The following is a 22,947-nucleotide window of genomic DNA, read 5'->3' on the forward strand; positions in this document are numbered from 1 at the left end:
GCGCAAACCGCCTTGGTGTCTGGGGGTATCCCCCTGTTCTCAGTTTACCAGCTTTTGATTTAATATATCGTAAAAATTTTTATTTGTCAATTTGATAAATCTTGCCCGCCGGGGGGATTGGGAAAAAGCCAGCCTGTCGCCGGCCCACAGCTCCACAGGCCCTTCCCCGTCAATGGTCAGGTACAGCCGGCTGCGGTTTTCCGGGATTTCCACCTGCAGGCGGGTGCCCGCCCCAAAGAGCACGCTGCGGTTAAAAAGGGAATGGGGGCAGATGGGGGTGTAGATAATGCTGTCCAGGGAAGGGTCTACCACCGGGCCTCCTGCTGAGAGGGAATAGGCTGTGGAACCGGTGGGGGTAGAAACGATAAAGCCGTCTGCCCGGTATTTATAGCTTTCCCCGTCCCCCAGGGCCAAACGATAGTCGATAATTTTCGCAAGCTCTGCCGACACCACCGCGTCGTTTAAGGCATGGCGCAGAACCCTGCCTCTTTCCCCCTGCACCTCCACCTGGAGCATCAGCCGCTTTTCCTCCTGATACCCTGTCAGAAGCCGGGGCAGAAGGGAAAGCTCCTCCTGCTCCACCACAGCGGTAAAGCCCAGCTTTCCGGCGTTTATGCCCAGGATGGGCTTATCCAGGGCCGCCGCAATCTTTGCCACGTGGATAATGGTGCCGTCCCCGCCCACCGCCAGAATCAGGGCGCACAGGGCCAATTCCGGGTCTGCCAGTATCTCCTCCACGCAGCCGCCGTCATGATAGCAATAGGGCTTTAAAAGGATTTCACAGCCGCAGCCCTTTAAAACCTCCAGAACCTTCTGGGTGCAGCGCTCTGCCTCCGCTCTGGAGCTGTTGGGAATCACGGCAATCCTCACGTCATGCGCCCCCCTTCATTCATTTGTCCAGTTCCTGGTGGGATGCCTCCACCACGTCTTTTGGGCTTCCCACCCCTTCCAGCAGCCGGGGTCTTTCCGCCTTTTGCAGGTAGGCAAGGTATTCAATGTTCCCCTCTGGGCCTTTTACAGGGGAATACGTCAGGCCCCTCACAGAAAAACCGTTTTCCAGGGAAAAGCCCAGGGCCTTCTCAATCACTTCCCGGTGTACCGCCTTGTCCCGCACCACGCCTTTTTTGCCCACCTTTTCCCGTCCCGCCTCAAACTGGGGCTTAATCAGGCAGACAGCCCTGCCCTCTTCCCCCAGCAGAGGCCTTACAGCAGGCAGGATAAGGGAAAGGGAGATAAAGGACACGTCCACAGACATAAAATCTATGGCCTCGGGCACCTGCTCCTTTGTGAGATACCGGGCGTTGGTGCGCTCCAGGTTCACCACACGGGGATCCTGCCGCAGGCCCCAGGCAAGCTGCCCATAGCCCACGTCAATGGCATACACCTTCTTTGCGCCGTTTTGCAGCATACAGTCGGTAAAGCCCCCAGTGGAAGCGCCTACATCCATGCACACAGCATCTGAAAGCTCCAGGGAGAAAACCTTCATGGCCTTTTCCAGCTTCAGCCCGCCCCGGCTTACATAGGGAAGCCCTTTCCCCCGCACCTCCACTTTCGCGCCCTCCGGGTACATATCCCCGGGCTTGTCCGCCTTCTGGTTATCCACATACACCAGCCCGGACATAATCAGCCCCCTGGCCTTTTCCCGGCTTGGGGCCGCCCCTTGCTCATACACCAGCAGGTCAAGTCGTTTTTTCAGAAGAACCGGCCCCTTTCTTTTCTGCGCAATGCTGTAAAACTACCGCCGCCATGCCCTGGGCGTTCAGCCCTAAAGCCTCCAGCGCCCGGAACATGGGCGCGTGGGGAATATAGGGATCGTCCAGCGCCCGCAGGAAATACTGCCCTGCAAAGCCCCTTTCCTGCAAAAGGAAGCCAAAGCGCTCCCCTATGCCTCCCTGCCTCACGCCCTCCTCAAAGAAGAAAACCTGGGAACAGCCCGCAGCCGCCTGTACAGCCGCTGGGTCTATGGGGATAATGCGGTTCAGCTTTAAAAGCCGCACCGGAATCCCCCCCTTCAGAAGGCCCTCCCGGGCTTCCGCCGCAAAGGAGAAAAGCCGCCCGTAGGTGGCAATGCAGATATCCCCCTCCCCGTACAGGGAGAACGGCTCTGCCATATCTTGAAAATACGGGGGGCGGTACAGTTCCTTCCCCCGGGGATATCGGATGGCGCACAGCCCATCCCCCTTCTCTGCGAGAAACGCAAGCTGGGACTGCATTTCAGAGAAAAATGCCGGGGAATACAACGTTACATGAGGGATGGTCTGCAAAAAGGCCGCGTCAAACACGCCCTGATGGGTTTTGCCGTCCTCTCCCACAATGCCAGCCCGGTCAATAGCTAAAAGCACCTTGGCCCCCTGGAGGGAAACGTCATGTATCAACTGGTCATAAGCCCTTTGCAGGAAGCTGGAATAGACGGCAAACACCGGCAGCATCCCCCCTGCCGCCAGGCCCCCGGCAAAGGTGGCGGCATGGCCCTCGGAAATTCCCACATCGTAAAAGCGGTTTTTAAATCTTTCCCGGAAGCCGCTCAGCCCTGTGCCAGACTGCATAGCCGCTGTTATAGCGCAGATGGAAGGATTCTCTTCCGCCAACTGGCACAGCGCCTCCCCAAAAGCGTCTGAAAAGCTGTGGGATTTATCCCCTGTGTCCCCTGTATCCACATCAAAACCGGAAAGCCCATGGTACATGCCCGGATCCTGCTCGGCATACTGATACCCTTTCCCTTTATAGGTGCGCACATGAAGCAGCACAGGCTTGTGCAGAAGCTTGGCGCTTTCCAGGGTTTCTGTAAGCTCTTTGATATTGTGCCCGTCAAAAGGGCCATAGTAAGCAAAGCCTAAATCGTCAAAAATGGTGGGGTTGTAAAAAAACTTTTTAATCCGGGCCTTCATATGCCGCAAAAGGGCAGCTAACGGTTTCCCCAGCAAGGGCAGCCGCTGAAAGGAAATTTCCAGGTTCCGCTTAATTTTAATATAGCCAGGCTTTGTGCGGATATAGGTAAGGTATCGGGCGATGGAGCCTACATTCTTGGAGATGGACATGGTGTTGTCGTTTAAGATGACGATAAAATTGCGGTGGAGCCGCCCGGCGTTATTCAGGCCCTCATAGGCAAGGCCCCCTGTCAGGGCGCCGTCCCCGATTACCGCCGCCACATAGCCGTCCTTCCCCTGCACAGCATTTGCCTCCGATATCCCCAATGCCGCCGAAATGGAGGTGCTGCTGTGCCCGCTGCTGAAGGCATCAAAGCCGCTTTCCTCCCGGCAGGGATATCCTGCAAGGCCCCCCTCCCGGCGTATAGTGGAAAACTGGGGATAACGGCCTGTCAGCAGCTTATAGGCATAGCTCTGGTGGCCCACGTCCCACACAATGGAATCCTTTGGCGGGTCAAAAGCAAGGCACAGAGCCACCGTAAGCTCTACCACGCCCAGGTTGGAGGCCAGGTGCCCGCCGTTATGGGAAACGGTTTCAATGATAACCTCCCGCATTTCCTCGCAGAGGGCAGAAAGCTGTTCCCGGTGAAGGCTCTTAATGTCCCGGGGCGAGCGGATTCCCTCCAGTAACTTCCCCATCCCGTTTCAGCTCCCCAGACGGTTTTGCAGCCGGGCGGCTGTGAGGGTGTTTTTCAGCAGCATGGCAATGGTCATGGGGCCAACGCCTCCCGGCACTGGGGTGATATATCCCGCCACAGGCTCTGCCTCTGAAAACTCCACGTCCCCGCAAAGCTTCCCGTTTTCATCCCGGTTCATGCCCACGTCAATCACCACAGCCCCGGGCTTTACCATGTCCCCTGTGACAAAATGGGCCTTTCCCACCGCGGACACCAGGATGTCGGCGCTTTTGCAGATTTCTCCCAGGTTCTTTGTGCGGCTGTGGCAGACAGTCACTGTGCCGTTTTCATGGAGCAACAACATGGCCATGGGCTTGCCCACAATGTCGCTGCGCCCGATAACCACGCATTGTTTGCCGCAGATGTCCACCCCTGTGGACTTGATAAGCTCAATAACCCCGGCTGGGGTGCAGGGCAGGAAGGTGTATTTCCCCTGCATAATCTTGCCCACATTATAGGCGTGGAAAGCGTCCACATCTTTTTGGGGGTCGATTTTTTCCACCACAGCGGCCTCGTCAAGGCCCTTTGGCAAAGGGGACTGCACCAAAATGCCATGGATTTCCTCCCGCTTATTCAGGGTGTCAATCAAATCCAGCAGTTCTTCCTGGGTTGTATCCCCAGGCAGGGCATGTTCCTCAGAATAAATGCCCGCTGCGGCGCAGGCTTTCTTCTTGTTGTTCACATAGATGCGGGAGGCAGGATCGTCCCCCACAATGACCACAGCCAGCCCCGGGCAGACGCCCTTTGCCTTCAGTTCTTCTGTTTCCTGGGCCACCTGGGCCTTCACCTTTGCCGATACGGCCTTTCCGTCAATAAGCACTGCCATAAAGCCAGCCTCCCCTACTTGCCTTTGCTTTTTTTCCTGGATTTTTTCTCTTTCTTCCCTTTTTTATCTTGCTTTTCTTCCGGCTTTTCCGTCTCCCCCTCCTGGGGGGCTTCTTCTCCCCCGGCCTTTTCCTCTTTGATGCCTTCATCCTTTGCAGGCTCTTCCGGTTCTTCTGGCTTCTCCTCTCCGCCTTCTGGCGCCTCCTGCTTTTCCTCTTTCTCTGCTTCAGCTTCTTCCTCCTGGGCGCTTTCCTCCTTCTCCGGCAGATCTCCAAAAATAGTGCTCTTTTCCAGCGCCGGGTCGATTTCCGGCTTTAGCATGCCTACAGCCTCCATCACCTCCGGGCTGCCGCAGCCGGAAAGGCTGGTTTTGCGCCGGAACACGAACAGCAGGATAAGCCCTACCACCACGCAGCCGGCCGCCACCACCTGGGACACCCTCAGCTCTACCATATGAAGCATTAAGCTGTCGGTACGCAGGCCCTCAATGAAGAACCGCACCGCCCCATACCAGACGATGTACAGCAAGAAGGTCTGCCCGTCATACCGCCGCCATTTTCTGGTGAAGAAATGGAGCATGATAAACCCTGCAAGGCACAAAAGGGATTCATAAAGAAAACAAGGGTGCACCGCAATGTTTCCTGTGTTGTCGCTTGCCATGCCCCAGGGGAGCATGGTGGGGATGCCAAAGGCTTCCTGGTTGACAAAATTTCCCCAGCGCCCTACCGTCTGCCCAATCAGGAAGCCCAGGGAGGCCACATCCAGCACGGCTGGCACCCGCAGCTTGCGCAACTTGGCGGTAAGCCCGCCGAACACCAGGGCGCCTATCAGCGAGCCATACAGAGCGATGCCGCCGTCATGTATTTTAAAAATCTCCATAGGGTTCTTGATATACTTATCCCCAGGGTAAAAAATCACATAATACAGCCGGGCGCAGATGACGCTGCCGATAAGCCCCACAATTACCGCGTCAAACAGCCGGGACGCGTCGATATTCATTTTTTTAGCGCTGCGGGCGGCATAGGCCATGCCCAGCAGAAAGCCGATGGCAATCAGAATGCCATACCAGCGGATGGAATAATCGCCAAATCCAAGCCACTCTCCCAGAGGGAGCGCCACTTCGTTTACGGTAAATTCCAGCCCCAGGCCGGGAAACGAAACTACATGTGTCATATGGAAATCGCCATGCGATACCAGAATCCGCACAAAAAGAGATGAAATGTCAGCCCTTTGTGCCCGGTATCGTTCCTTTCTCAGTATTTTTTACACCAATTTCCTCCTTGCGCCCTCCAGAGGACGCAAAATACTTTCCCTATTATACCAATTTCAGAGGATTCTTGCAAGCCCTTGCAAGCCTCAGCAAAAATTATTCGCCTGAGAAAAAAAGCCCAAAAAGGGTGTACACCTCCTGAATAAAGAAAATGGCAGGCGGCCCGTAAGGTGCGGAGCCGCCTGTCCAAGGAAAGTCCTTATTTTTTGTATTTTTCTGTCCGGCTGTCCCGGATTACCCCAGACCAGTTCATGCCAAAGGCAAAGTCATAGGCATTGCCCTGGCTGTCCACATAGGGATCCATATCAAAGGGCACGTCCTCGCAGTGTTTTTCCACTGTCTCCATGTCCCTGGGCATCTGCACAGGCAGCAGCGCCGAAGGCTCTGCCCTGCCGCTGACCAAATCCAGGATGGCCTGGGCCTGCACGCCGAAATCAATCAGGATCGCATCGGCAGCAGCCTCCAGTTCGGAAACCACCGTAGGATTATGCATCCGCAGGCAGACGATTACAGGCTTATCCCCCATGGCCGCCCTGGCATCCAGCACCAGATCCAGGTCAGACTCATTGGCTGCCGTACCGGTTTTTCCCTTATAGCCCCGGTTTGTAAAGCCCTCCCGGAAGTCCCCGCCGCCAATGCTCTCCTCCCGGGCGGCTTCCGCCTTATAGGGGCGGTATTGCAGGGAGATGGGCATATAGCCGTTGCCCCCCTGTGCCCTGTCCTCTGCGGAATACCCGTCGGACAAGGGGCTTTCTATAAAAATCAGGGCAAAATCCGCGTCCTCAGGGCGCTCCGCAAGGTCAAAATATTTTTCCGCAAGCTCTGCCGCCACTGGCGCAACCTTCTGCTCCGGCATGGGCTGGCGGAAAAAGCCCTTGCGGGGCTTGATGGTGCGCGCCGGGATATAGGCCTTCTTCCTCTCCCGGATGGGCAGGGCCTGGTTATTCTTCACCATTACCACAGACTTGAGCTGGGCCTCATATCCAGCCCTGCACAGCCTTTCGCTGCCGATAATCTCCATGCTCCGGGCAGGATCCAGGTAGGGGTTTTCAAACAGCCCGCAGCGGAATATGTTTTTCAAAAGCCGCACGGCAGACTGTTCCAGCCTTTCCCGCATATGGGCTTCCCCATGCTTTTTGCAGCCTATTTCATAAGCTTCCAGAATCGGCCCGATTTCCGAGTTGCCCCCGAACTGATCCACCCCGTTCTCAATGGCCAGCAGGTGGCGCTGGGCAACCGTCAAATCCTCCACGCCATAGCAGCGACTGCTGAAGGAGTCTATGTCCGGCAGGGGATCGGCTGTGATGCCCCAGTCTGTACACACAATGCCGTCATATTTGCATGTGCCCCGGAGCTGGTCATGAATCAGGTAGCGGCTGTATGAATTGCCTACATTTTTCCCGTCTGCCGTATCCAGCCCCCAAGAAATGGTGTAATAGGGCATAACGGCGGAAGCCGCCCCGGTAGGCCCGTCCAGCTTAAAAACACCCTCTGTAAAGGGCTTGCGGTGCTCCTCCCCGTTTTTTCCCGGATACACGGCAAATTTCCCAAAGGGATAGTGGGCGTCCCGCCCGGCCTCGCAGGGGCCGCCGCCGGGCCAGTGCTTTGCCATGGCGCACACGCTGTTTTTCCCCCAGCCGTCTGCTTCCCCCTGGGTGGTCTGGAGGCTGTCGCAGTAGATTTTCCCCAGCTCTGTCACCATGCCCGGGTGAGTGCCAAAGGTATCCTCAAAGCGCATCCAGCGCGGCTCTGTGGCCAGGTCTACCTGGGGGGACAGGGCTGTGGTAATGCCCAGCGCCCGGTATTCCTGGGAGATGGCTTCCCCAAACTCCCGGCACACCTCCGGCGTAAAGGTGGCGGCAATGCCCATGCCTTCGGGCCATTTGGAAACATCGTCCGCCCCGGTTTTAAACTCCGCCCCAGCTTTGCTGGCCCCATGGCGGGGATCGCTGGAAATGTTTACAGGGATCCCCCAGGGCAGTTTCTCCGCAAAGGCCTGCAGTTCGTTTGACCACCGGGCCGCCACTTCCCCGGACTCCAGCTTCATAGCCAGCACATGGCGCACGTGGTCTTTATCGAGAAAGCTTTTCTGCTGATCTGTCAGCGCCCACTTTTCCTTACCGCTTTCCGGAAAGGCCTTGCCGTCATAGGTGGCCTGAAAGGGGCCTCCGGGCATGTTGGGCACCATCTGATGAGGGGAATAGAGCATCAGCCCCGCAATTTCCTCCACAGAAAGGCGCTTTGCCAAGTCCTTTGCCCGCTCATCATCGCTGAGCCGCCAATCCTCGTAAGGCAAAAGCTCTCCCGTACCTGCCAAATCCTTAAAATAAAGCCCATCCACCTCTAAAATGCCTGCCGAGCAAGTGCCGATTTCCGGCCCGTCTGGGTTCTGGTACACCCGGTATTGTTTTTTCTGCACGCTTCCATCATCCTCCTGTCAAAAACAAATTTGGCAACCTGCCTAGATTTGTTTCTATTATAGGCCAGAAAACAGGCACTGTCAACACAGCCTTTGGAGAGAAAGCTGTAGGATGGACCGAATATGTCCCACGCTTTTCAATGACAGGTTTTAATACGGTAGCAGGAATGCACCATCCACCTGTTGGCCTGCAATTCCTCGTTTCAGCCCTTCTAGTCTGGGAAGTGGGCAGGGACTTCTACCTCCCACTCATCAAGGTAACTGTTTGGCAATGCGTGGGACCGCGTCATGTCCGGCCTGGTCGCTGTCCAGGCAAAGCGGAATTTTTGCAAGCCAGTCAGACCGGGAATGAGACAGCCCCAAGAAATGTCTAAGCTGGCAGCCGTTTTATTTGGCATTTTGCCCAATATTTACCATTTATGTCATTGACAAACTCCCGCCAGACGGCCTATAATAAAATTAAGGTTTTTTAGAGCGGCCCCAGGGATATTACAGTGGAGCATTAGGCTGGGGGCACAGGGTAACGCGGTTGCCTTGTGCCCCAGCCTCTGCCTTTGCTGCTATCCTGGGAGCTGCGCTAGGGCTTGCCCAAAAAACAGGATAGCCGCCTCCTTTGCCCGGCGCAGGCAAAAAGGCGGCTTATGGGCAGGCCTTGGCGAAAACCTGATGAAGCAAAACAGGAGTGTATTGATGATGAAAAGTATCCGCAGGAAAATCACAACATGTTTGATCGCGACAGTGCTCATGGCTTTGCTGATAGTGGGAGCTTTTAGCATGGTGCTGAACTACCGGAGCACCTTGTCTACGGTGGAACAGATGATGGGGGAAACGGCTGTGCTGGCAGGCGAGCGCATCCAGCAGGAGCTGGAGGCCTACCGGAATGTTGCCATGGACACAGGCTGCATTCCTCAGCTTTCCGGCAGAGATGTACCCGTGGAAGAAAAGCGCGCTATCATAGACGAGCGGGTGAGCATGCACGGCTTCCAGCGCGGCAACATCGTGGGCGCAGACGGCATCAGCATATTTGACGGGAACGACTACTCTGACCGGGAATATGTGCAGCAGGCCATGGCAGGGAACGTATATGTATCAGAACCACTTATCAGCAAAATTACCGGCGAACTCTCCATTATGGTGGCTGCTCCCCTGTATGACGGCGGCAAGCAGGGCGGGGAGATTATTGGCGTAGTGTATTTTGTGCCCCCCGAGACTTTCCTGAATGACATTGTTTCCTCTATTAAGGTCAGCGAAAGCAGCCATGCTTATATGATAAACAAGAATGGCGATACCATTGCCGACAACACCCTGGAGACCATCACCACTCAGAATATTGAGCGTGAAGCCCAAAAAGACACATCCCTGCAGGAATTGGCGGATATCCATACGGCTATGCGCCAGGGAGGCAGCGGGTTCGGCAGCTTCCAAGCGGCAGACGGGCCTCGTTTTGCAGCCTATGCCCCGGTAGGCGGAACAGACGGCTGGAGCGTGGCAGTGACAGCTATGAAAAAGGATTATCTGGCTGATACATATTTTAGCATATTTATCAATATAGGCGTTACGCTGCTCTCCATCCTGGCTTCTATCGTAGTGGCCATAAAGCTTTCCAGCAACATCAGCGTGCCCATGCAGGCCTGCGCCCGGCGCATGAAGCAGTTGGTGGCGGGCGACCTGGAGTCCCCTGTACCCCAGGCCCAAGGGCAGGATGAGACTGCCGACCTGACACGGTCTACCGGGGAACTGGTGGCAGGCCTGCACACCATTATCCAGGATATCAGCTACCTGCTGGCAGAAATGGCAGGAAAAAACTTTGATGTGACGTCCTCCCACCGGGACGCGTATGTAGGCAGTTTCCAGGGGATACTGGAAGCCATGCGCACCCTGAAGGTTCAGTTAAGCGCTACCATGCGCCAAATTGATGGGGCTGCGGGACAGGTGTCTGCTGCCAGCGGCCAGGTTTCTACTGGTGCGCAGACCTTGAGCCAAGGCTCTATCATGCAGGCTAGTTCTGTGCAGGAGCTGGCCGCTACTATCACCGACATTTCCTCCAGTGCCAAGCGCACTGCTTCCGCGGCTGAGGAAGCAGGCCATTTTGTGGAGCAGGCAGGGGCGCAGTTGGGCACCAGCGTGAAATATGTTGGCGAGCTTAACAACGCTATGGAAAAGATCTCCCATTCCTCTGAAGAGATTTCCGTCATCATTGCCACTATAGAAGATATTGCTTTCCAGACCAACATCCTGGCCTTGAATGCCGCTGTGGAAGCTGCACGCGCAGGCACCTCTGGCAAGGGCTTTGCCGTAGTGGCAGATGAGGTGCGCAATTTGGCGTCTAAATCTGATGAAGCCGCCAAGGCCACCAAGGATTTGATCGAGCGTTCCATTTCCGCTGTCAATGAAGGAAACGGGACTGTGGCCAAGGTCACTGAAGCCCTGGAACGTACCAATGCTTTGGCAGGCAATGTGACCACCCAGATGGACATTGTGGTGGAGGCCGTCGAGAACCAGACAGAAGCCATCAACCAAGTGACTGAGGGCATCGACCAAATTTCCTCTGTGGTGCAGACCAACAGCGCTACCTCAGAGGAAAGCGCAGCCGCCAGCCAGCAGCTTTCGGCGGAAGCGTCCAGCCTGAAACAACTGGTGGAGCAGTTTACCCTTGCAAAAGAGTAAGAACCTGTATTCATAATCGAAATTGCCAGATGAGCGAGTATTTTGGGGGCCAAGCAAGGCAAATTTTCGCAGATGTACTTGTGCACCTCAAAAATTTCAGGCAAAAACTCGCCAAAAGCCGCTTGCAAATGCTTATGTGTACACGCCCCAGTGGCTTTGATCACGAAGGATGTGCTGTAAGCTTTGTCAGGTTCTGGGCTGTACCAAGCCCCGCCGAGCATACCTACATAGCAGACCCGGACGTTAAGAGGCAAATTGGAAAACAGCGTAGATGCAGAAAGCCCCTGTAGCGTACTACACGTCAAACTGCCTAAAAGATATGGCGGAAGAAACTTATTCTCCCGCCGATGCGTATCTATTTTATCCCTATCTGGTTTGAATGATATAAAAAAACAGCCTGCCTTTCCCGCTTTCCGGAAGGGCAGGCTGTTTTTTATTTGAATTTTAATGCTCCAGGTGAGTGACAGTAGATTTTACGCGCAGGCGGTTCAGCGCCCGGGCCAGGGTGGCCTGGGCCACCTGGTATTCCTGGCGGCTCTTTCGCTGGAGGATTGCCTCCATAGCCTCGTCTGCTTCCCGGCGCGCCCGGGCTGCGTCGATATCCTCCGGACGCTCGGCAGAGTCTACTAAAACCAAAACCTCGTTGTTCTCCACCTTTACCATGCCCGGGGACACAGCAGCCGGCTGCACCGGCTGCCCCGGAGCGCGATAGCGCATGGTGCCGGGCAGCACTGCCGCTATCATGCTGCTGTGGTGGGCCAGGATGCACTGCTCCCCATCCGAGGTGGGAACGGTCAGGCTTTCGCAGGGGCCTTCATAGAAGGTTTTATCCGCTGCCAGGATGTGTACCTGAAACGCCTCCATTACAGTTCACCCGCTTCCATTTTCCGGGCCTTTTCCACCACGTCCCGCCAAGTGCCTACATTATAGAAAGCGGCTTCCGGGTATTCGTCCAGTTCCCCGTCCACCAGCTTGCCGAAGCTTTCCAGCGTATCCTTTAAGGGCACGTACACGCCGGGGATGCCAGTGAATTTCTCTGCCACATGGGTGGGCTGTGCAAAGAAACGCTGCAGCCGGCGGGCCCGGGCCACAATTTTCTGGTCTTCCTCGCTCAGCTCATCCATACCCAAAATGGCAATGATGTCCTGCAGCTCGTTATACTTCTCCAGAATCTCCTGGCATTTCCGGGCAATGCGGTAATGCTCTTTGCCCACTACATCTGCTTCCAAAATGCGGGAGGAGGAAGCCAGGGGATCCACAGCCGGGTAAATGCCCTGCTCGGAGATTTTACGGCTTAAAACCGTGGTGGCGTCCAGATGGGCGAAAGTGGTGGCTGTGGCGGGGTCGGTCAGGTCATCGGCAGGCACATATACCGCCTGGACGGAGGTGACAGAGCCTTCCTTGGTGGAGGTGATGCGTTCCTGCAGCTCTCCCATTTCGTTTGCCAGGGTGGGCTGGTAGCCCACAGCAGAAGGCATACGCCCCAGCAGGGTGGAAACCTCACTGCCTGCCTGGACGAAGCGGAAGATGTTGTCAATAAACAGCAGCACGTCCTTATGCTCCTTGTCACGGAAATGCTCCGCCATGGTAAGGCCGGAAAGGGCCACCCGCATACGTACGCCAGGGGATTCGTTCATCTGGCCGAACACCAGGGCGGTCTTGTCGGAAACGCCGCTTTCCCGCATTTCCCGCCAGAGATCGTTGCCCTCGCGGCTGCGCTCGCCCACGCCAGTGAAGATGGAATAGCCGCCATGCTCCATGGCAACATTGTGGATAAGCTCCTGAATGAGCACCGTCTTGCCCACGCCCGCCCCGCCGAACAAGCCGATTTTGCCGCCCCGGGGATAAGGCTCCAGCAGGTCGATAACCTTGATGCCTGTCTCCAGAATCTCCACAGCCGGGCTTTGCTCCTCAAAGGAGGGCGGGCTGCGGTAGATGCTCTGCACAGGCGTGCCTTCGGGCAGAGGGCCGCCCCCGTCTATGGGCTGGCCCAGGACGTTGAACATGCGTCCCAGGGTAGCCGTACCAACAGGCACCCGGATGGTGTGTCCCGGCACGTCTACCGCAAGGCCGCGCTGCAGGCCCTCGCTGGCGGAAAGCATGATGCACCGCACCCTGTCTTTCCCCATGTGCTGGGCCACTTCCATTACCCGCACTGTGCCGTCCTTTTCCACAGTGAGCTGCTCCCGCAGCCTGGGCAGAGGCCCCTGTATCTCTACATCGACGACGGGACCAGATACCTGCACGATAATTCCTTTTTCCAAATCCCTCACCTTCCCTTCTTTTGGCGCTGGGCCTTGGCCCCGGCGGATACCTCGGTAATTTCCTGGGTAATAGCCGACTGCCGCACCCGGTTATATTGGAGGGACAGCTCTCCCAAAAGCTTCTCCGCATTCTGGTTGGCGCTGTCCATAGCCGTCATGCGGGCGTCCTGCTCGCAGCAGAAGCTGTCGATAAGGGCGCTGTAAATAAACCCGGACACATAGCTCTGCATAATGCTGTTCAGCACTGTGCGTGCATCCGGCAGAAACTCAAAAGGCTCCCGCACAGACTTTTCCTTTTGGGCTGTGTCCACAAAATTTGTCCTGTGGAAAGGCAGCAGGCGGTCGCAATGAGCCGTAAAGCTGACGCTGCTCTCCATGTCCGTATAGATGATAAATATCTTTTTCAGCTCCCCGCGGTCAAAGCCGTCCAGAAGCAGGGCGCTGATTTCCCTGGCCCGCTGCATGGTGGGGTTCTGGGCGGTATATAGGAAGCTGTGCTCTATGGGGATGCGGCGCTGCATGAAGAACCTGCGCCCATACTCCCCCACTACAAAAAGCTTTGTGTCGGGGTGCTCCTCCAGAAGGCCTTGCGCCTGCCGGATGGCGTTCTGGTTGTAAGCTCCGGCAAGGCCCTTATCCGCCGTAATGACAAGGCAGCCATAGGTGCCCTCTAAAGACGGGGAACCGTCCGGGGGATAGAAATAGTGGCTGTCCACATCCTTGGCGGTGCGGAAAATGCGCTTTATCTCCCCTTGCAGGGCCTCAAAATAGGGCCGGGTGTTGTCCAGATCCATTCTGGCCCGGCGCAGTTTGGTGGAGGCGATGAGGTACATGGCATTGGTAATCTTCCTCGTCTCCCGCACGCTTTCAATATGGGACTTTATTTCTTTCGTACCGGGCATACTCAGTTCCCGCCCTTTCCAGCCCGGAATTTCTCCAGGTACTCCTTGGAGAGGGCAATAATCTCCTCCCGGTCATCCTCAAAAAGCTGCCCGGTTTGATCCGCCCTGCGGCAGATGTCCGGGGCCTCTTCCTCCACATAAGCGAGAAGCTTTTCCCTAAACTCGTCCAGCTCCTCCAAACCTACCTCCTGCATGACGTGGGCCATGGCGGCAACCAAAATGATTACCTGCTGGTGCTGGGAGAAGGGGGCATACTGGGGCTGGCGCAAAAGCCGCATCAGTCCCTGGCCATAGGCAAGTTGGCGCTTGGTGGCCTCGTCCAAATCGCTGGAGAACTGGGTGAAAACCTCCATCTCCCGGTATTGGGCCAAGTCCAGGCGGATGGCGCCTGCGGCGGACTTCATCGCCTTTGTCTGGGCGTCGCCGCCTACGCGGGACACAGACAGGCCTACGTTGACGGCAGGCCGCTGGCCTGCAAAAAACAGATCGCTTTCTAAGAAAATCTGGCCGTCTGTAATGGAGATAATGTTGGTGGGGATGTAAGCGGACACGTCCCCGGCCTGGGTTTCCACAATTGGCAAAGCGGTCATGCTGCCGCCGCCCAACTCGTCGGACAAGTGGGCCGCACGCTCCAGCAGCCGGGAGTGGAGGTAGAACACATCGCCAGGGTAGGCTTCGCGGCCCGGAGAACGCTCCAGCAAAAGGCTTAAAGCCCGGTACGCAATGGCGTGCTTAGAGAGATCGTCATAGACAATCAGCACGTCCCGGCCCTGGCGCATAAAATATTCGCCTAAAGCACATCCGGCATAGGGCGCGATATACTGCAAGGCGGCAGAGGCTCCGGCAGGGGCGCTGACCACTGTTGTATAATCCATGGCACCCCGGCGGGAAAGGTTTTCCACCAGTTGGGCGATGGAACTGGTTTTCTGCCCGATAGCCACATAAATGCACACCACGCCTTTGCCCTTCTGGTTCAGGATAGTGTCCAGGGCAATGGCGGTTTTGCCTGTCTGGCGGTCGCCGATAATCAGCTCGCGCTGGCCCCGTCCAATGGGGAACATGGAGTCAATAGCCAGAAGGCCTGTCTCCATGGGGGTATTTACAGGCTGGCGCTCCAGAATGCCGGGGGCAGGGGCCTCCATGGGGAAATGGGTTTCCGCCTCAATGTGCCCTTTCCCATCCACCGGAATGCCCAAAGCGTCCACAACCCGGCCCAGAAAGCCATCGCCTACCCGCATGGCGGCGGTTTTCATGGTGCGGCGCACCATGCTGCCGGCTGTTATTTCCTGGCTGTCTCCAAAGAGGATGCAGCTTAAATCGTTTTCCCGTAAGTCCTGCACCATGCCCTTCACGCCGGAGTCAAACACCAGGATTTCTCCATACTGGGCGTGTTCCAGCCCGCCCACAGTGGCAATTTCGCTGCCTACCGTAAGCACCTCCCCGATTTCCTCGGGGTTTATGGCCGGATCCCACTCCTGCACAGCCTCCCGCATCAGAGGCAGGAGATCATCCTGCCCAGGGCGCAAGGCCCGCAGGTAGTCCTGGAACTGGCGCAGCCTGCCATGTGGGGTCCAGTCATAGATATCGGATCCCACCTGAAGCCGGAACCCTGTGCGCAGGGCGCTGTCCTGCTCCCAGACAACAGGCACCTTGCGCTGGTATTTCTCCAGCAGGAACTGGGTGAAGCGTTTCATCTGTTCCGGGCTGGGCTGCTTGGCACTGCACAGTATAGCTCTCAAATGGCCTCTATCGGCTCTCATTTTCCTTGCCTCCTTCTGCCAGATTCAAGAACTGGTCGAAAGGATCTACATCCGATTTAAAGGCAATCTTTTCAGCCGCCTCGGTTGCCAGCTTTTTCAGTTCCCGCTGAGCTTCCTTCATTACCTTTTCCTTGCTGTGTTCCGCTTCAGACCTGGCCTGGGCCACAATCTGCGCGGCCTGCTTTTTAGCCTGCTCCAACTGCTCCTGGGTGGATTTCTCCACTGCCTGCTGCACCTTGGCCCGGGCTTCGTGAAGCTCTGCCTCCACCCCGTCCAGCTTCTGCTGGTACTGGGCCTTTACGCCTTCGGCCTCCTGCAGCTTCCCGGCAGCCTTCTCCTCCATCTCCTGATAGTGCGCCTGGCGCTTCTCCATAAACTGCTTGACAGGCTTGAACAGAAGGAAATACAGCCCGCCTACCAGGATAGCCAGGTTCATCCAATGCAGCAGGATCTGCTGCCAGTCGATATTAAGTGGAATGTTCGACACGTCTGCCACCTGCCTTTATAGTACGAAGATAATCAGGATAACCACCAGCAGCGCATAAATGATGGCGGTTTCAATGAACACCAGGCCCAGCATGAAAGCCGTACGGATTTTGCCTTCAGCCTCGGGCTGGCGGGAAATGCCTTCGGCAGACTTGGCCGTGGCAATGCCCATGCCAACCGCGCCGCCAGCAGCGGCAAGGCCTACTGCAATAGCGGCGGCAATCGCTTTAGATCCGATGCTGTTGTCCTGGGCGGCCTGTGCAGGCTCGTCAGCAGGCGCGCCCTCCCCTTCGGCTGCCAGGGCCGGCATCCCGATGCAGAGCATCAGCAGCACTGCAAGCAGCAGCGTGTACAGGACTTTCTTGTGACGGTATAAGGTTTTCATAGTCGTTCTACCTCCATTTGTATAGGGTTGATTGCAAATATCCTCAGGCGGAAGCCTTTGCCTTCTGTTTCCCCTTTTTCTCCTTATGGGAAGGCTCGGACACTTCGCCGTAATACAGGGCAGTAAGCATAGTGAGCACGTAGGTCTGAATGATGGCATGGAGCAGGGTGAAAAGCACCCCCACCACCACCGGGAGCAGGAAGCTCAGGGTGACGAAATAGTACACCAGCTCCGTTACCAGCAGGCCGGAGAGCAGCGCGCCGAAAAGACGGAAGCTCATAGAGATGGGAAGGGAAAACTCCTTAAGGGTTTTGCCGATCCCCCCCACGCCATTGCCTGCTATGCCGCCGGAGAGGATAACCAGATAGGAGAGCACCCCCAGCGCGATAGCCGCGTTTACGTCTGAAAGCGGGGCCGGCAGGGTGACAGGCTCCCCATGGGCTGTAATAGCCTCAAAGCCCAGCAGCTCAAAGAGCGTCCCTACAAAGATATAAGCCCCCGCGCCAAAAATGTAAGCCCCCAGAAAGCCGTTGCGGTGGGGGCTGTTGGTTTTTGCCATGTTGTCAAACAGGCCCACCGCTTCTTCCAGCACCATCTGGAATTTTCCCGGGATAAGCCGGAACCGGGGAATGGCGAACACCCGGATACAGGCCGCCGCTATCAGAAGGATAGCCGTAACCAGAAAGGCTGAAACAAGCCCCGGATTTATCAGCTTCCCGCCGATGAATGTGATTTGGTTTACGTTGTGCAGTACCGCGTCCCGCATAGCTTCCTGCACGCTCTCCGCCCTGCCGTGAAACCCGGTCAGAAGCGAGGCCGCCAGCAGCAGCAAAACGGCAATAATGCACACCGCCAAACCCTTTTTATGTTTGCCCATTGCGCACTTCCTTTCCGCACAGCCTTTGATGTCCTGCGTGCAGCAGCGCTTCCCGCTGCAAACAGAGGTTCCGCACGCCTGCTGCCTCAGGGGAAAAGGACAGCAGGATGCGCAGGCTGTATTGATACCACAAAAAATTATAGCGCCCTTTAACCCTGATGTCAAGGCAATAGCACCGCCCTGCCCCGCCTCTGCCTGACAAAAAACAGTTCTCATACACGTCTATTTTTGTTCTTTTTTGCGTTTTCCTGGCAAACTGCTCTCCGTGCGGTTTTTGCTGCTGCATTTTCCCGGCAAAGCAAGAACCCGCCCCCTGCCGTATTTGCGGCAAAGGACGGGCTTTCCTGCTTATTCTCAGTCTCCCCGCACGCGGGCAATAAATCCATAGAGTTCTGCGGCTTCAGCGGCAGGGGATAGCTGGGCATAGGCGTAATACCCCTCCCACGTGAAGTAAAAGCGCCCGCTTTCCCGTGTCTCCGGGCGGGAAAGGTATGCCTCCACTGATTCCAGGGTGGCGTCGCGCAGATCCCCAAAGAAATATTCTTCCCGGATTTTGGGGAAAACAGCCATGGACACAGCAGGATCCACAGGGGCTTTTCCCGCTTCCATATCGCCATAGGCCTTGCTCCACCGGCTGGAAAGCCCCCAGGCCCGGGATTGCTCCCGCATCGTCTCCAGAATGGGCCATATCACGTCCTCGGGGGAGGCTTTCTCAGCAAACTGCGCCTCCACCCGGCAGCCGTCCCAGGTGAAATAGATGATATTCCTTCCGGTTCCGGCAGGCGCCTGCTGGAAATACCAGGATACGCTTTCCTGGGAAAAATCATGCAAATCCCCCGCGGCACTGAGCCGGGAAATGGGATCTGGCTGGTTATCCGGGGTTTCCTTATACACTGTCCATTGCAGGAGGGTTCCGGTTACCGTGTCGGAATCATACACACATTGGATGCGCACCGGCTCCCCGTTGAGCAGCAGCACCTCTGCCCCTGCCAGGGGCGGCACCAGTTCCGAATCCTTTTGCTGGGGATAATACCCTGCAAAAGCTTCGGGGCAGGTTTCCAGTTCTGCCCATTCATATATATCTCCGGCTTCCTTTGAAAAGTTCCTGAAATCCGCAGGATGCTGGAAGAAGTGATCCAGCACTTGCAGCAGCATTTCCTGGGGAACGCCTGCGGTGGCCCGAATCAGGCGCCATGCCCCATCCTTTTGGAATACAAAGAATTTCTGGCTGTCCATCTGACCCAGCACCGTAATCTCTGCCCCGTCCCGGCGCACCACTGTGCGGTTCAAGCGGATATAGCTTTCCGGGGAAATGAAATTGGAACGCCCGGCGATTTGCACCCCTATTTCTTCTGTATTCATATTCGCTATCTGATCTGAAACTTCATACCACTCCCAGCGCACCGACAGGCTCTTGGGGGTGCTTCCGCTGTCGTACCAGGCGTGGCAGGTGAAATCCCAGGCGGAATCTATGGAAGGGATATCCCCCTCTTCCTCCAGTTCCTCCTGCCGGGAGCTGAAAGATCTGCTCTCCCCTTCGTCATATCCGAAAAAGGTTCTTGGCAGTTTCTGGAGCTTTTCCCTGTCTGTTTCCTGCTCTTCATGGGCAAAATACTTTTCCAGGGGCAAGTCCTGCGTCCATTCCACATACACCGGCTCTATCCCCGGCGCTTTCGGAGAGGGGCTGGGAGAAGGGCTGGGGGACGACGTTCCTGCCAGGGGCGCTGCAGAAGATCCTCCTGGCTCCACGCTGTCTCCCTGCCCCAGGAACAGGGGCAGCAGGGCAAGGCTCAGGCATACGGCCCCGGCAGCGCACCCGCCCATAAAGCTCCAGAAAAGCCCCCGGCGGCGCTGGCCTTTTGTCTCTTCCACCCCGGGGGGATCTCCTGCGGCGGACTGGATAAGTTCTGGGCTTAAAAGCTCCAGCTTGTCTAAAAGCTCCTGTCCTCTCATACGTTATATCCCTCCTTGATTAAGTATTCTTTCAGCCCGGCCCGCACCCGGTGCAGCGTGGTTTTCACCTTGGCCTGGGTAATCCCCATACGCTTTGCCACGCTGGGGACAGAATCGCAGTACCAATACCGCCGCAAAAACATATACCGCTTTTCCTCCGGCAGGTCTTGCAGATAGGACTCCAGCACCCCTGCCAGCAATATGCCGTCCACCTGGCAGGGGGTGTCGGAGGGGCCGGGGATGCACTGCTCCAGCTCTTTTGTCAGGCGGGCGCAAATGCCTGCGCGCTTCTTCCGGGCGCGCCTGCGGCAGGCGTCCAGCGCCAGATGCCGGGTGATCTTTGCCAGAAAGGCAAAAAGGTATCCCCCGGGCTGGTGGGGCGGAATACTGTTCCAGGCCTGCAAATAGGTGTCGTTCTCACATTCCTCGGCAGCAGAAGCGTCCTGCAAAATGGAATTTGCCAAAGTCCGCAGCCTGCCCCCATATTTCCCGGACACCTCCTGCAGCGCCCCTTCGTCCCGCTGCAAAAACAGCGCCACAATGGCTTCGTCATCCATAGTTTCATAACTCCTTTCCCATGGGCTTTAAGGCTTGTTTGAAAAATCGTAAACACTGTCTTTTTGCCCCAAACGGGCGTTTTCTGTGTTGGAAATCCTCGACAGGCGGCAGCCTGTCTTGCGGTTTCCGCCTTGAAACCGCTCCCTTTGGAACAAGAATTCCGGCACTTCCTCTATTTTCAAACAAGCCATAACCTATATAGCGCTGTTTGGGGCAAAAAGGTTACAGAAAAACAAAAAATTTTTGCAGAAAAGAGCGGCCCGAAAACCGGGCCGCTCCGCTGTCTAAAATTTATTTTCCCTATTTTCCCTCGCTGTAAGCTTTCAGTTTGCGGCACAGCGGGAACAGCACCCCGCCCAAAGCGTTTCCCACTGTCATAATGCCTATGTACAAGAGGGCATGAAGGCTCCAGGCTCCGCCGGCGGTGAAATAGAACATGTTCGCCACGCAGTGCTCCAGCCCCGCCAGCACGAACACCGACACCCCCAAAAGCATGCCCAGATACTTCCCTAGCTGGTGGGGGTTGTTCCGGTAGCTTTCCACTGCAAGGTAGATAAGGATATTGCAGAAAACCGCCAGGATGAACACGCTGAGAGGAGAGTCCTCCAGCTTTGTCCCGCTTAATGCCTGGGCCTTTTCCGCCACAGCGGAAAGGCGCGTCAGCCGCACCGCGCTGCCTGCAAGAAAAGCCCCCCCAAGGTTTCCAAGCCAGATGAGCAGGCACTCCGCCGTATAAGCGGGAGGATTGTCGAACACATAGCAGACCCTGCCGGTGAAAAGCCCCAGCCCCAGGGTGCAGACTGCAAAAAGCCCCACTGAGAACATGACGGCTCCCACTGCCCTGCTTTCGCTGGAGAGAAACACCAGCCCGCCGATGGAAATGGATATCCCGGCTAAAACCGCATAAACAAAGGCAACAAGCTGCTTCATAGACGTCCCTTCCCCTTTTGTTTTCCCCATTATACCTGACACCGGGGAAAATTGCAAGGGCTGCCCTAAACCCGCCAAATTTAAGAAATTTACAGAAAACCCGTTGCGAGCGGCGGCTGGGTATGGTATGATAGGCTTGTAGAAAATTGTAGAAGTGTCAACATTATAATGAATTCGGAGGAAGGTACATGGACGTTTTTTCCCTCTTCACCCTGTTAGGCGGACTGGCTTTTTTCCTGTACGGTATGCATGTCATGTCCGCGGGCCTGGAAAAAATGGTGGGCGGCAAGCTGGAACGGGTCTTAAAGTCCATGACCTCCAGCAAATGGAAGGGGCTGGCGCTGGGGGCTGTTATCACCATTGCCATCCAGTCCTCTTCCGCCATGACGGTCATGCTGGTGGGCTTAGTAAACTCCGGCATTATGCAGCTAAGCCAGACTGTAGGCGTTATCATGGGTTCCAACGTAGGCACGACCCTGACCGCCTGGATTTTAAGCGCGGCAGGCATTGAGAGCAGCAACTTTTTCCTACGGCTGTTAAAGCCGGAGTCCTTCTCCCCCATTGTGGCCCTTATCGGCGTGCTGCTGATTATGTCCTCCAAGGAAGGCAAAAAGCGGGACGTGGGCACCATCCTGGTGGGCTTTTCCGTACTGATGACAGGCATGAGCTTTATGAGCCAGTCTGTAAGCCCTCTGGCGGATATGCCCATTTTCCAGGACATTCTGGTGATGTTCCAGAACCCCATCGCGGGCATACTGCTGGGCGCTGTGGTTACAGGGGTTATTCAAAGCTCGGCGGCCTCTGTGGGCATTTTGCAGTCCCTGTCCATGACAGGCAGCATTACCTATGGCATGGCCCTTCCCATTATCATGGGCCAGAATATTGGCACCTGTGTCACCGCCCTGCTTTCCAGCATTGGCACCAACAAAAACGCCAAGCGCGTTACAGCCGTACATGTATACTTCAATGTTTTGGGCACGGTTATCTGCCTTTCGGGCTTTTACCTGTTAAACGCTTTCATACATTTCGACTTTATAGACTCCCCCATCAACGCTTTGGGCATCGCTGTCATCCACAGCCTCTTTAACCTGCTGACCACCTTGATTCTCCTTCCCTTCTCCAAGCAGCTTGAAAAGCTGGCAAAAATCACCATCCGGGAGCAGAGCACCAAGGAAGAACTGCTGGACGAGCGCCTGCTGCTCTCCCCCGGCCTTGCCATTGCGGAATGCCGCAACCTGTCTATACACATGGCAAAGGCCGCCCGGGACTCCATGGCAAACGCTATCTCCATCCTCAGCAAATTCGACCAGAAAGTGGCCGACTCCATTACCCAGCAGGAGGAGGAAATCGATCTCTACGAGGATAAGCTGGGCACCTTTTTAGTAAGGCTGAGCAGCAAGGATCTCTCTCCTAAGGACAGCCATGACGTATCCCAGCTTCTTCATGCCATTGGTGATTTCGAGCGCATTGGCGACCATGCGGTGAACATCCTCCGGGTGGCAAATGAAATACACGACAAGGACATCCAGTTTTCCGACAAAGCCCAGGAGGAGCTTCAGGTTATCACCCGGGCTATCATCACCATCCTGAACCTGACTGTGGAAGCCTTTGAGGAAAACGATCCTGTCATCGCTGCCAAGGTAGAGCCTTTGGAGCAGGTCATTGACGGGCTGAAGCTGGAACTGAAAAACCGGCATATCCGCCGGCTGCAGGAGGGCCGCTGCACTATTGAGCTGGGCTTTGTGCTTACGGATCTGCTGACAAACTACGAACGTGTTTCCGATCACTGCTCCAATATTGCTGTCACTGTTATTCAGATTAAAGATTCTTCCCTGGACACCCATGGGTATTTGAACGAAGTTAAGAACACTGGCAATCCCGCCTTTACCCAGGCTTTTGAAACGTATTCACTGGAATATTTGCTGCCAGCTTCCCCTGCCCCAGAGGGAAAATGACTTGCTTGATAAAATTTAGAAAACCCCCGGCTTGCCGGGGGTTTTCTTTTATGGGGCATGATTGGCCTGTGCCGTATTGCTACTGGATTTCT

At 56.0% G+C, this 22,947-nt stretch carries 19 protein-coding genes; 3 read left to right on the forward strand and 16 right to left on the reverse strand.

All coding sequences use genetic code 11. The features are described from left to right. Positions 1-39: 39 nt before the first annotated feature. The 6 genes from VSQ30_RS08595 to VSQ30_RS08620 form a co-directional block, all read right to left on the reverse strand. The gene (locus VSQ30_RS08595; protein WP_334463421.1) at positions 40-870 is read right to left on the reverse strand and encodes an NAD(+)/NADH kinase; all 831 of its coding nucleotides are present in this window, start codon (positions 868-870) and stop codon (positions 40-42) included. Positions 871-889: 19 nt separating this feature from the next. After that, on the reverse strand, positions 890-1,696 hold the full coding sequence (locus VSQ30_RS08600) for a TlyA family RNA methyltransferase (protein WP_160641350.1): 807 nt from the start codon (positions 1,694-1,696) through the stop codon (positions 890-892). Then, a complete protein-coding gene (dxs, locus tag VSQ30_RS08605) occupies positions 1,680-3,566 on the reverse strand; it encodes a 1-deoxy-D-xylulose-5-phosphate synthase (RefSeq protein WP_334463423.1) in 1,887 nt (628 codons plus the stop codon). Before dxs ends, VSQ30_RS08600 begins: the two co-directional genes overlap by 17 nt. 6 nt (positions 3,567-3,572) lie before the next feature. Continuing rightward, positions 3,573-4,430, reverse strand: a complete 858-nt coding sequence (gene folD / locus VSQ30_RS08610) for a bifunctional methylenetetrahydrofolate dehydrogenase/methenyltetrahydrofolate cyclohydrolase FolD (protein ID WP_334463425.1) — start codon at positions 4,428-4,430, stop codon at positions 3,573-3,575. Between the two features lie 14 nt (positions 4,431-4,444). Beyond that, positions 4,445-5,602, reverse strand: a complete 1,158-nt coding sequence (gene lgt, locus VSQ30_RS08615) for a prolipoprotein diacylglyceryl transferase (RefSeq protein ID WP_334463427.1) — start codon at positions 5,600-5,602, stop codon at positions 4,445-4,447. A gap of 296 nt (positions 5,603-5,898) precedes the next feature. Continuing rightward, positions 5,899-8,118 (reverse strand): glycoside hydrolase family 3 protein, encoded by a 2,220-nt coding sequence (locus VSQ30_RS08620; RefSeq protein WP_334463429.1) that lies wholly within the window; start codon positions 8,116-8,118, stop codon positions 5,899-5,901. A 584-nt stretch (positions 8,119-8,702) separates the two neighbouring features. Here VSQ30_RS08620 and VSQ30_RS08625 point away from each other — a divergent pair. Both VSQ30_RS08625 and VSQ30_RS08630 read left to right on the forward strand, forming a co-directional pair. Beyond that, positions 8,703-8,891: a hypothetical protein gene (locus tag VSQ30_RS08625; RefSeq protein WP_334463431.1), complete on the forward strand. Its 189-nt coding sequence runs from the start codon at positions 8,703-8,705 to the stop codon at positions 8,889-8,891. A 1-nt stretch (position 8,892) separates the two neighbouring features. Next, on the forward strand, positions 8,893-10,785 hold the full coding sequence (locus tag VSQ30_RS08630) for a methyl-accepting chemotaxis protein (RefSeq protein ID WP_334463433.1): 1,893 nt from the start codon (positions 8,893-8,895) through the stop codon (positions 10,783-10,785). Between the two features lie 444 nt (positions 10,786-11,229). On the opposite strand, the gene atpC is transcribed toward VSQ30_RS08630, so the two are convergent. The 10 genes from atpC to VSQ30_RS08680 form a co-directional block, all read right to left on the reverse strand. Continuing rightward, a complete protein-coding gene (atpC, locus tag VSQ30_RS08635; protein WP_334463436.1) occupies positions 11,230-11,649 on the reverse strand; it encodes an ATP synthase F1 subunit epsilon in 420 nt (139 codons plus the stop codon). Then, the gene (atpD, locus tag VSQ30_RS08640; RefSeq protein ID WP_160641286.1) at positions 11,649-13,049 is read right to left on the reverse strand and encodes a F0F1 ATP synthase subunit beta; all 1,401 of its coding nucleotides are present in this window, start codon (positions 13,047-13,049) and stop codon (positions 11,649-11,651) included. The genes atpC and atpD overlap by 1 nt, the downstream gene beginning before the upstream one ends. A 5-nt stretch (positions 13,050-13,054) precedes the next feature. Then, on the reverse strand, positions 13,055-13,951 hold the full coding sequence (gene atpG / locus VSQ30_RS08645) for an ATP synthase F1 subunit gamma (protein WP_334463438.1): 897 nt from the start codon (positions 13,949-13,951) through the stop codon (positions 13,055-13,057). Between the two features lie 2 nt (positions 13,952-13,953). Then, positions 13,954-15,711: a F0F1 ATP synthase subunit alpha gene (gene atpA / locus VSQ30_RS08650; protein ID WP_334463440.1), complete on the reverse strand. Its 1,758-nt coding sequence runs from the start codon at positions 15,709-15,711 to the stop codon at positions 13,954-13,956. Further along, positions 15,698-16,198 carry a F0F1 ATP synthase subunit B gene (locus VSQ30_RS08655; RefSeq protein WP_160641283.1) on the reverse strand — a complete coding sequence of 167 codons (501 nt, stop codon included), beginning with the start codon at positions 16,196-16,198 and terminating at the stop codon, positions 15,698-15,700. Before VSQ30_RS08655 ends, atpA begins: the two co-directional genes overlap by 14 nt. Before the next feature lie 15 nt (positions 16,199-16,213). Beyond that, entirely contained in the window at positions 16,214-16,582 is a 369-nt protein-coding gene (locus tag VSQ30_RS20760) for an ATP synthase F0 subunit C (RefSeq protein WP_237076120.1), read from the reverse strand. Between the two features lie 43 nt (positions 16,583-16,625). Next, positions 16,626-17,459, reverse strand: a complete 834-nt coding sequence (locus VSQ30_RS08665; RefSeq protein ID WP_160641282.1) for a F0F1 ATP synthase subunit A — start codon at positions 17,457-17,459, stop codon at positions 16,626-16,628. Positions 17,460-17,813: 354 nt separating this feature from the next. After that, positions 17,814-19,412, reverse strand: a complete 1,599-nt coding sequence (locus VSQ30_RS08670) for a hypothetical protein (RefSeq protein WP_334463444.1) — start codon at positions 19,410-19,412, stop codon at positions 17,814-17,816. After that, complete coding sequence (locus tag VSQ30_RS08675; RefSeq protein WP_334463447.1) at positions 19,409-19,969, reverse strand: RNA polymerase sigma factor; 561 nt, start codon at positions 19,967-19,969, stop codon at positions 19,409-19,411. The genes VSQ30_RS08670 and VSQ30_RS08675 overlap by 4 nt, the downstream gene beginning before the upstream one ends. Before the next feature lie 301 nt (positions 19,970-20,270). Further along, entirely contained in the window at positions 20,271-20,900 is a 630-nt protein-coding gene (locus VSQ30_RS08680; RefSeq protein WP_334463448.1) for a formate/nitrite transporter family protein, read from the reverse strand. A gap of 188 nt (positions 20,901-21,088) precedes the next feature. Here VSQ30_RS08680 and VSQ30_RS08685 point away from each other — a divergent pair, with 188 nt between their 5' ends. After that, the gene (locus VSQ30_RS08685; RefSeq protein ID WP_334463451.1) at positions 21,089-22,855 is read left to right on the forward strand and encodes a Na/Pi cotransporter family protein; all 1,767 of its coding nucleotides are present in this window, start codon (positions 21,089-21,091) and stop codon (positions 22,853-22,855) included. Positions 22,856-22,947 lie beyond the last annotated feature (92 nt).

The sequence above is a fragment of the Acutalibacter sp. JLR.KK004 genome, from assembly GCF_036941085.1.
Lineage (GTDB): Bacteria > Bacillota > Clostridia > Oscillospirales > Acutalibacteraceae > Acutalibacter.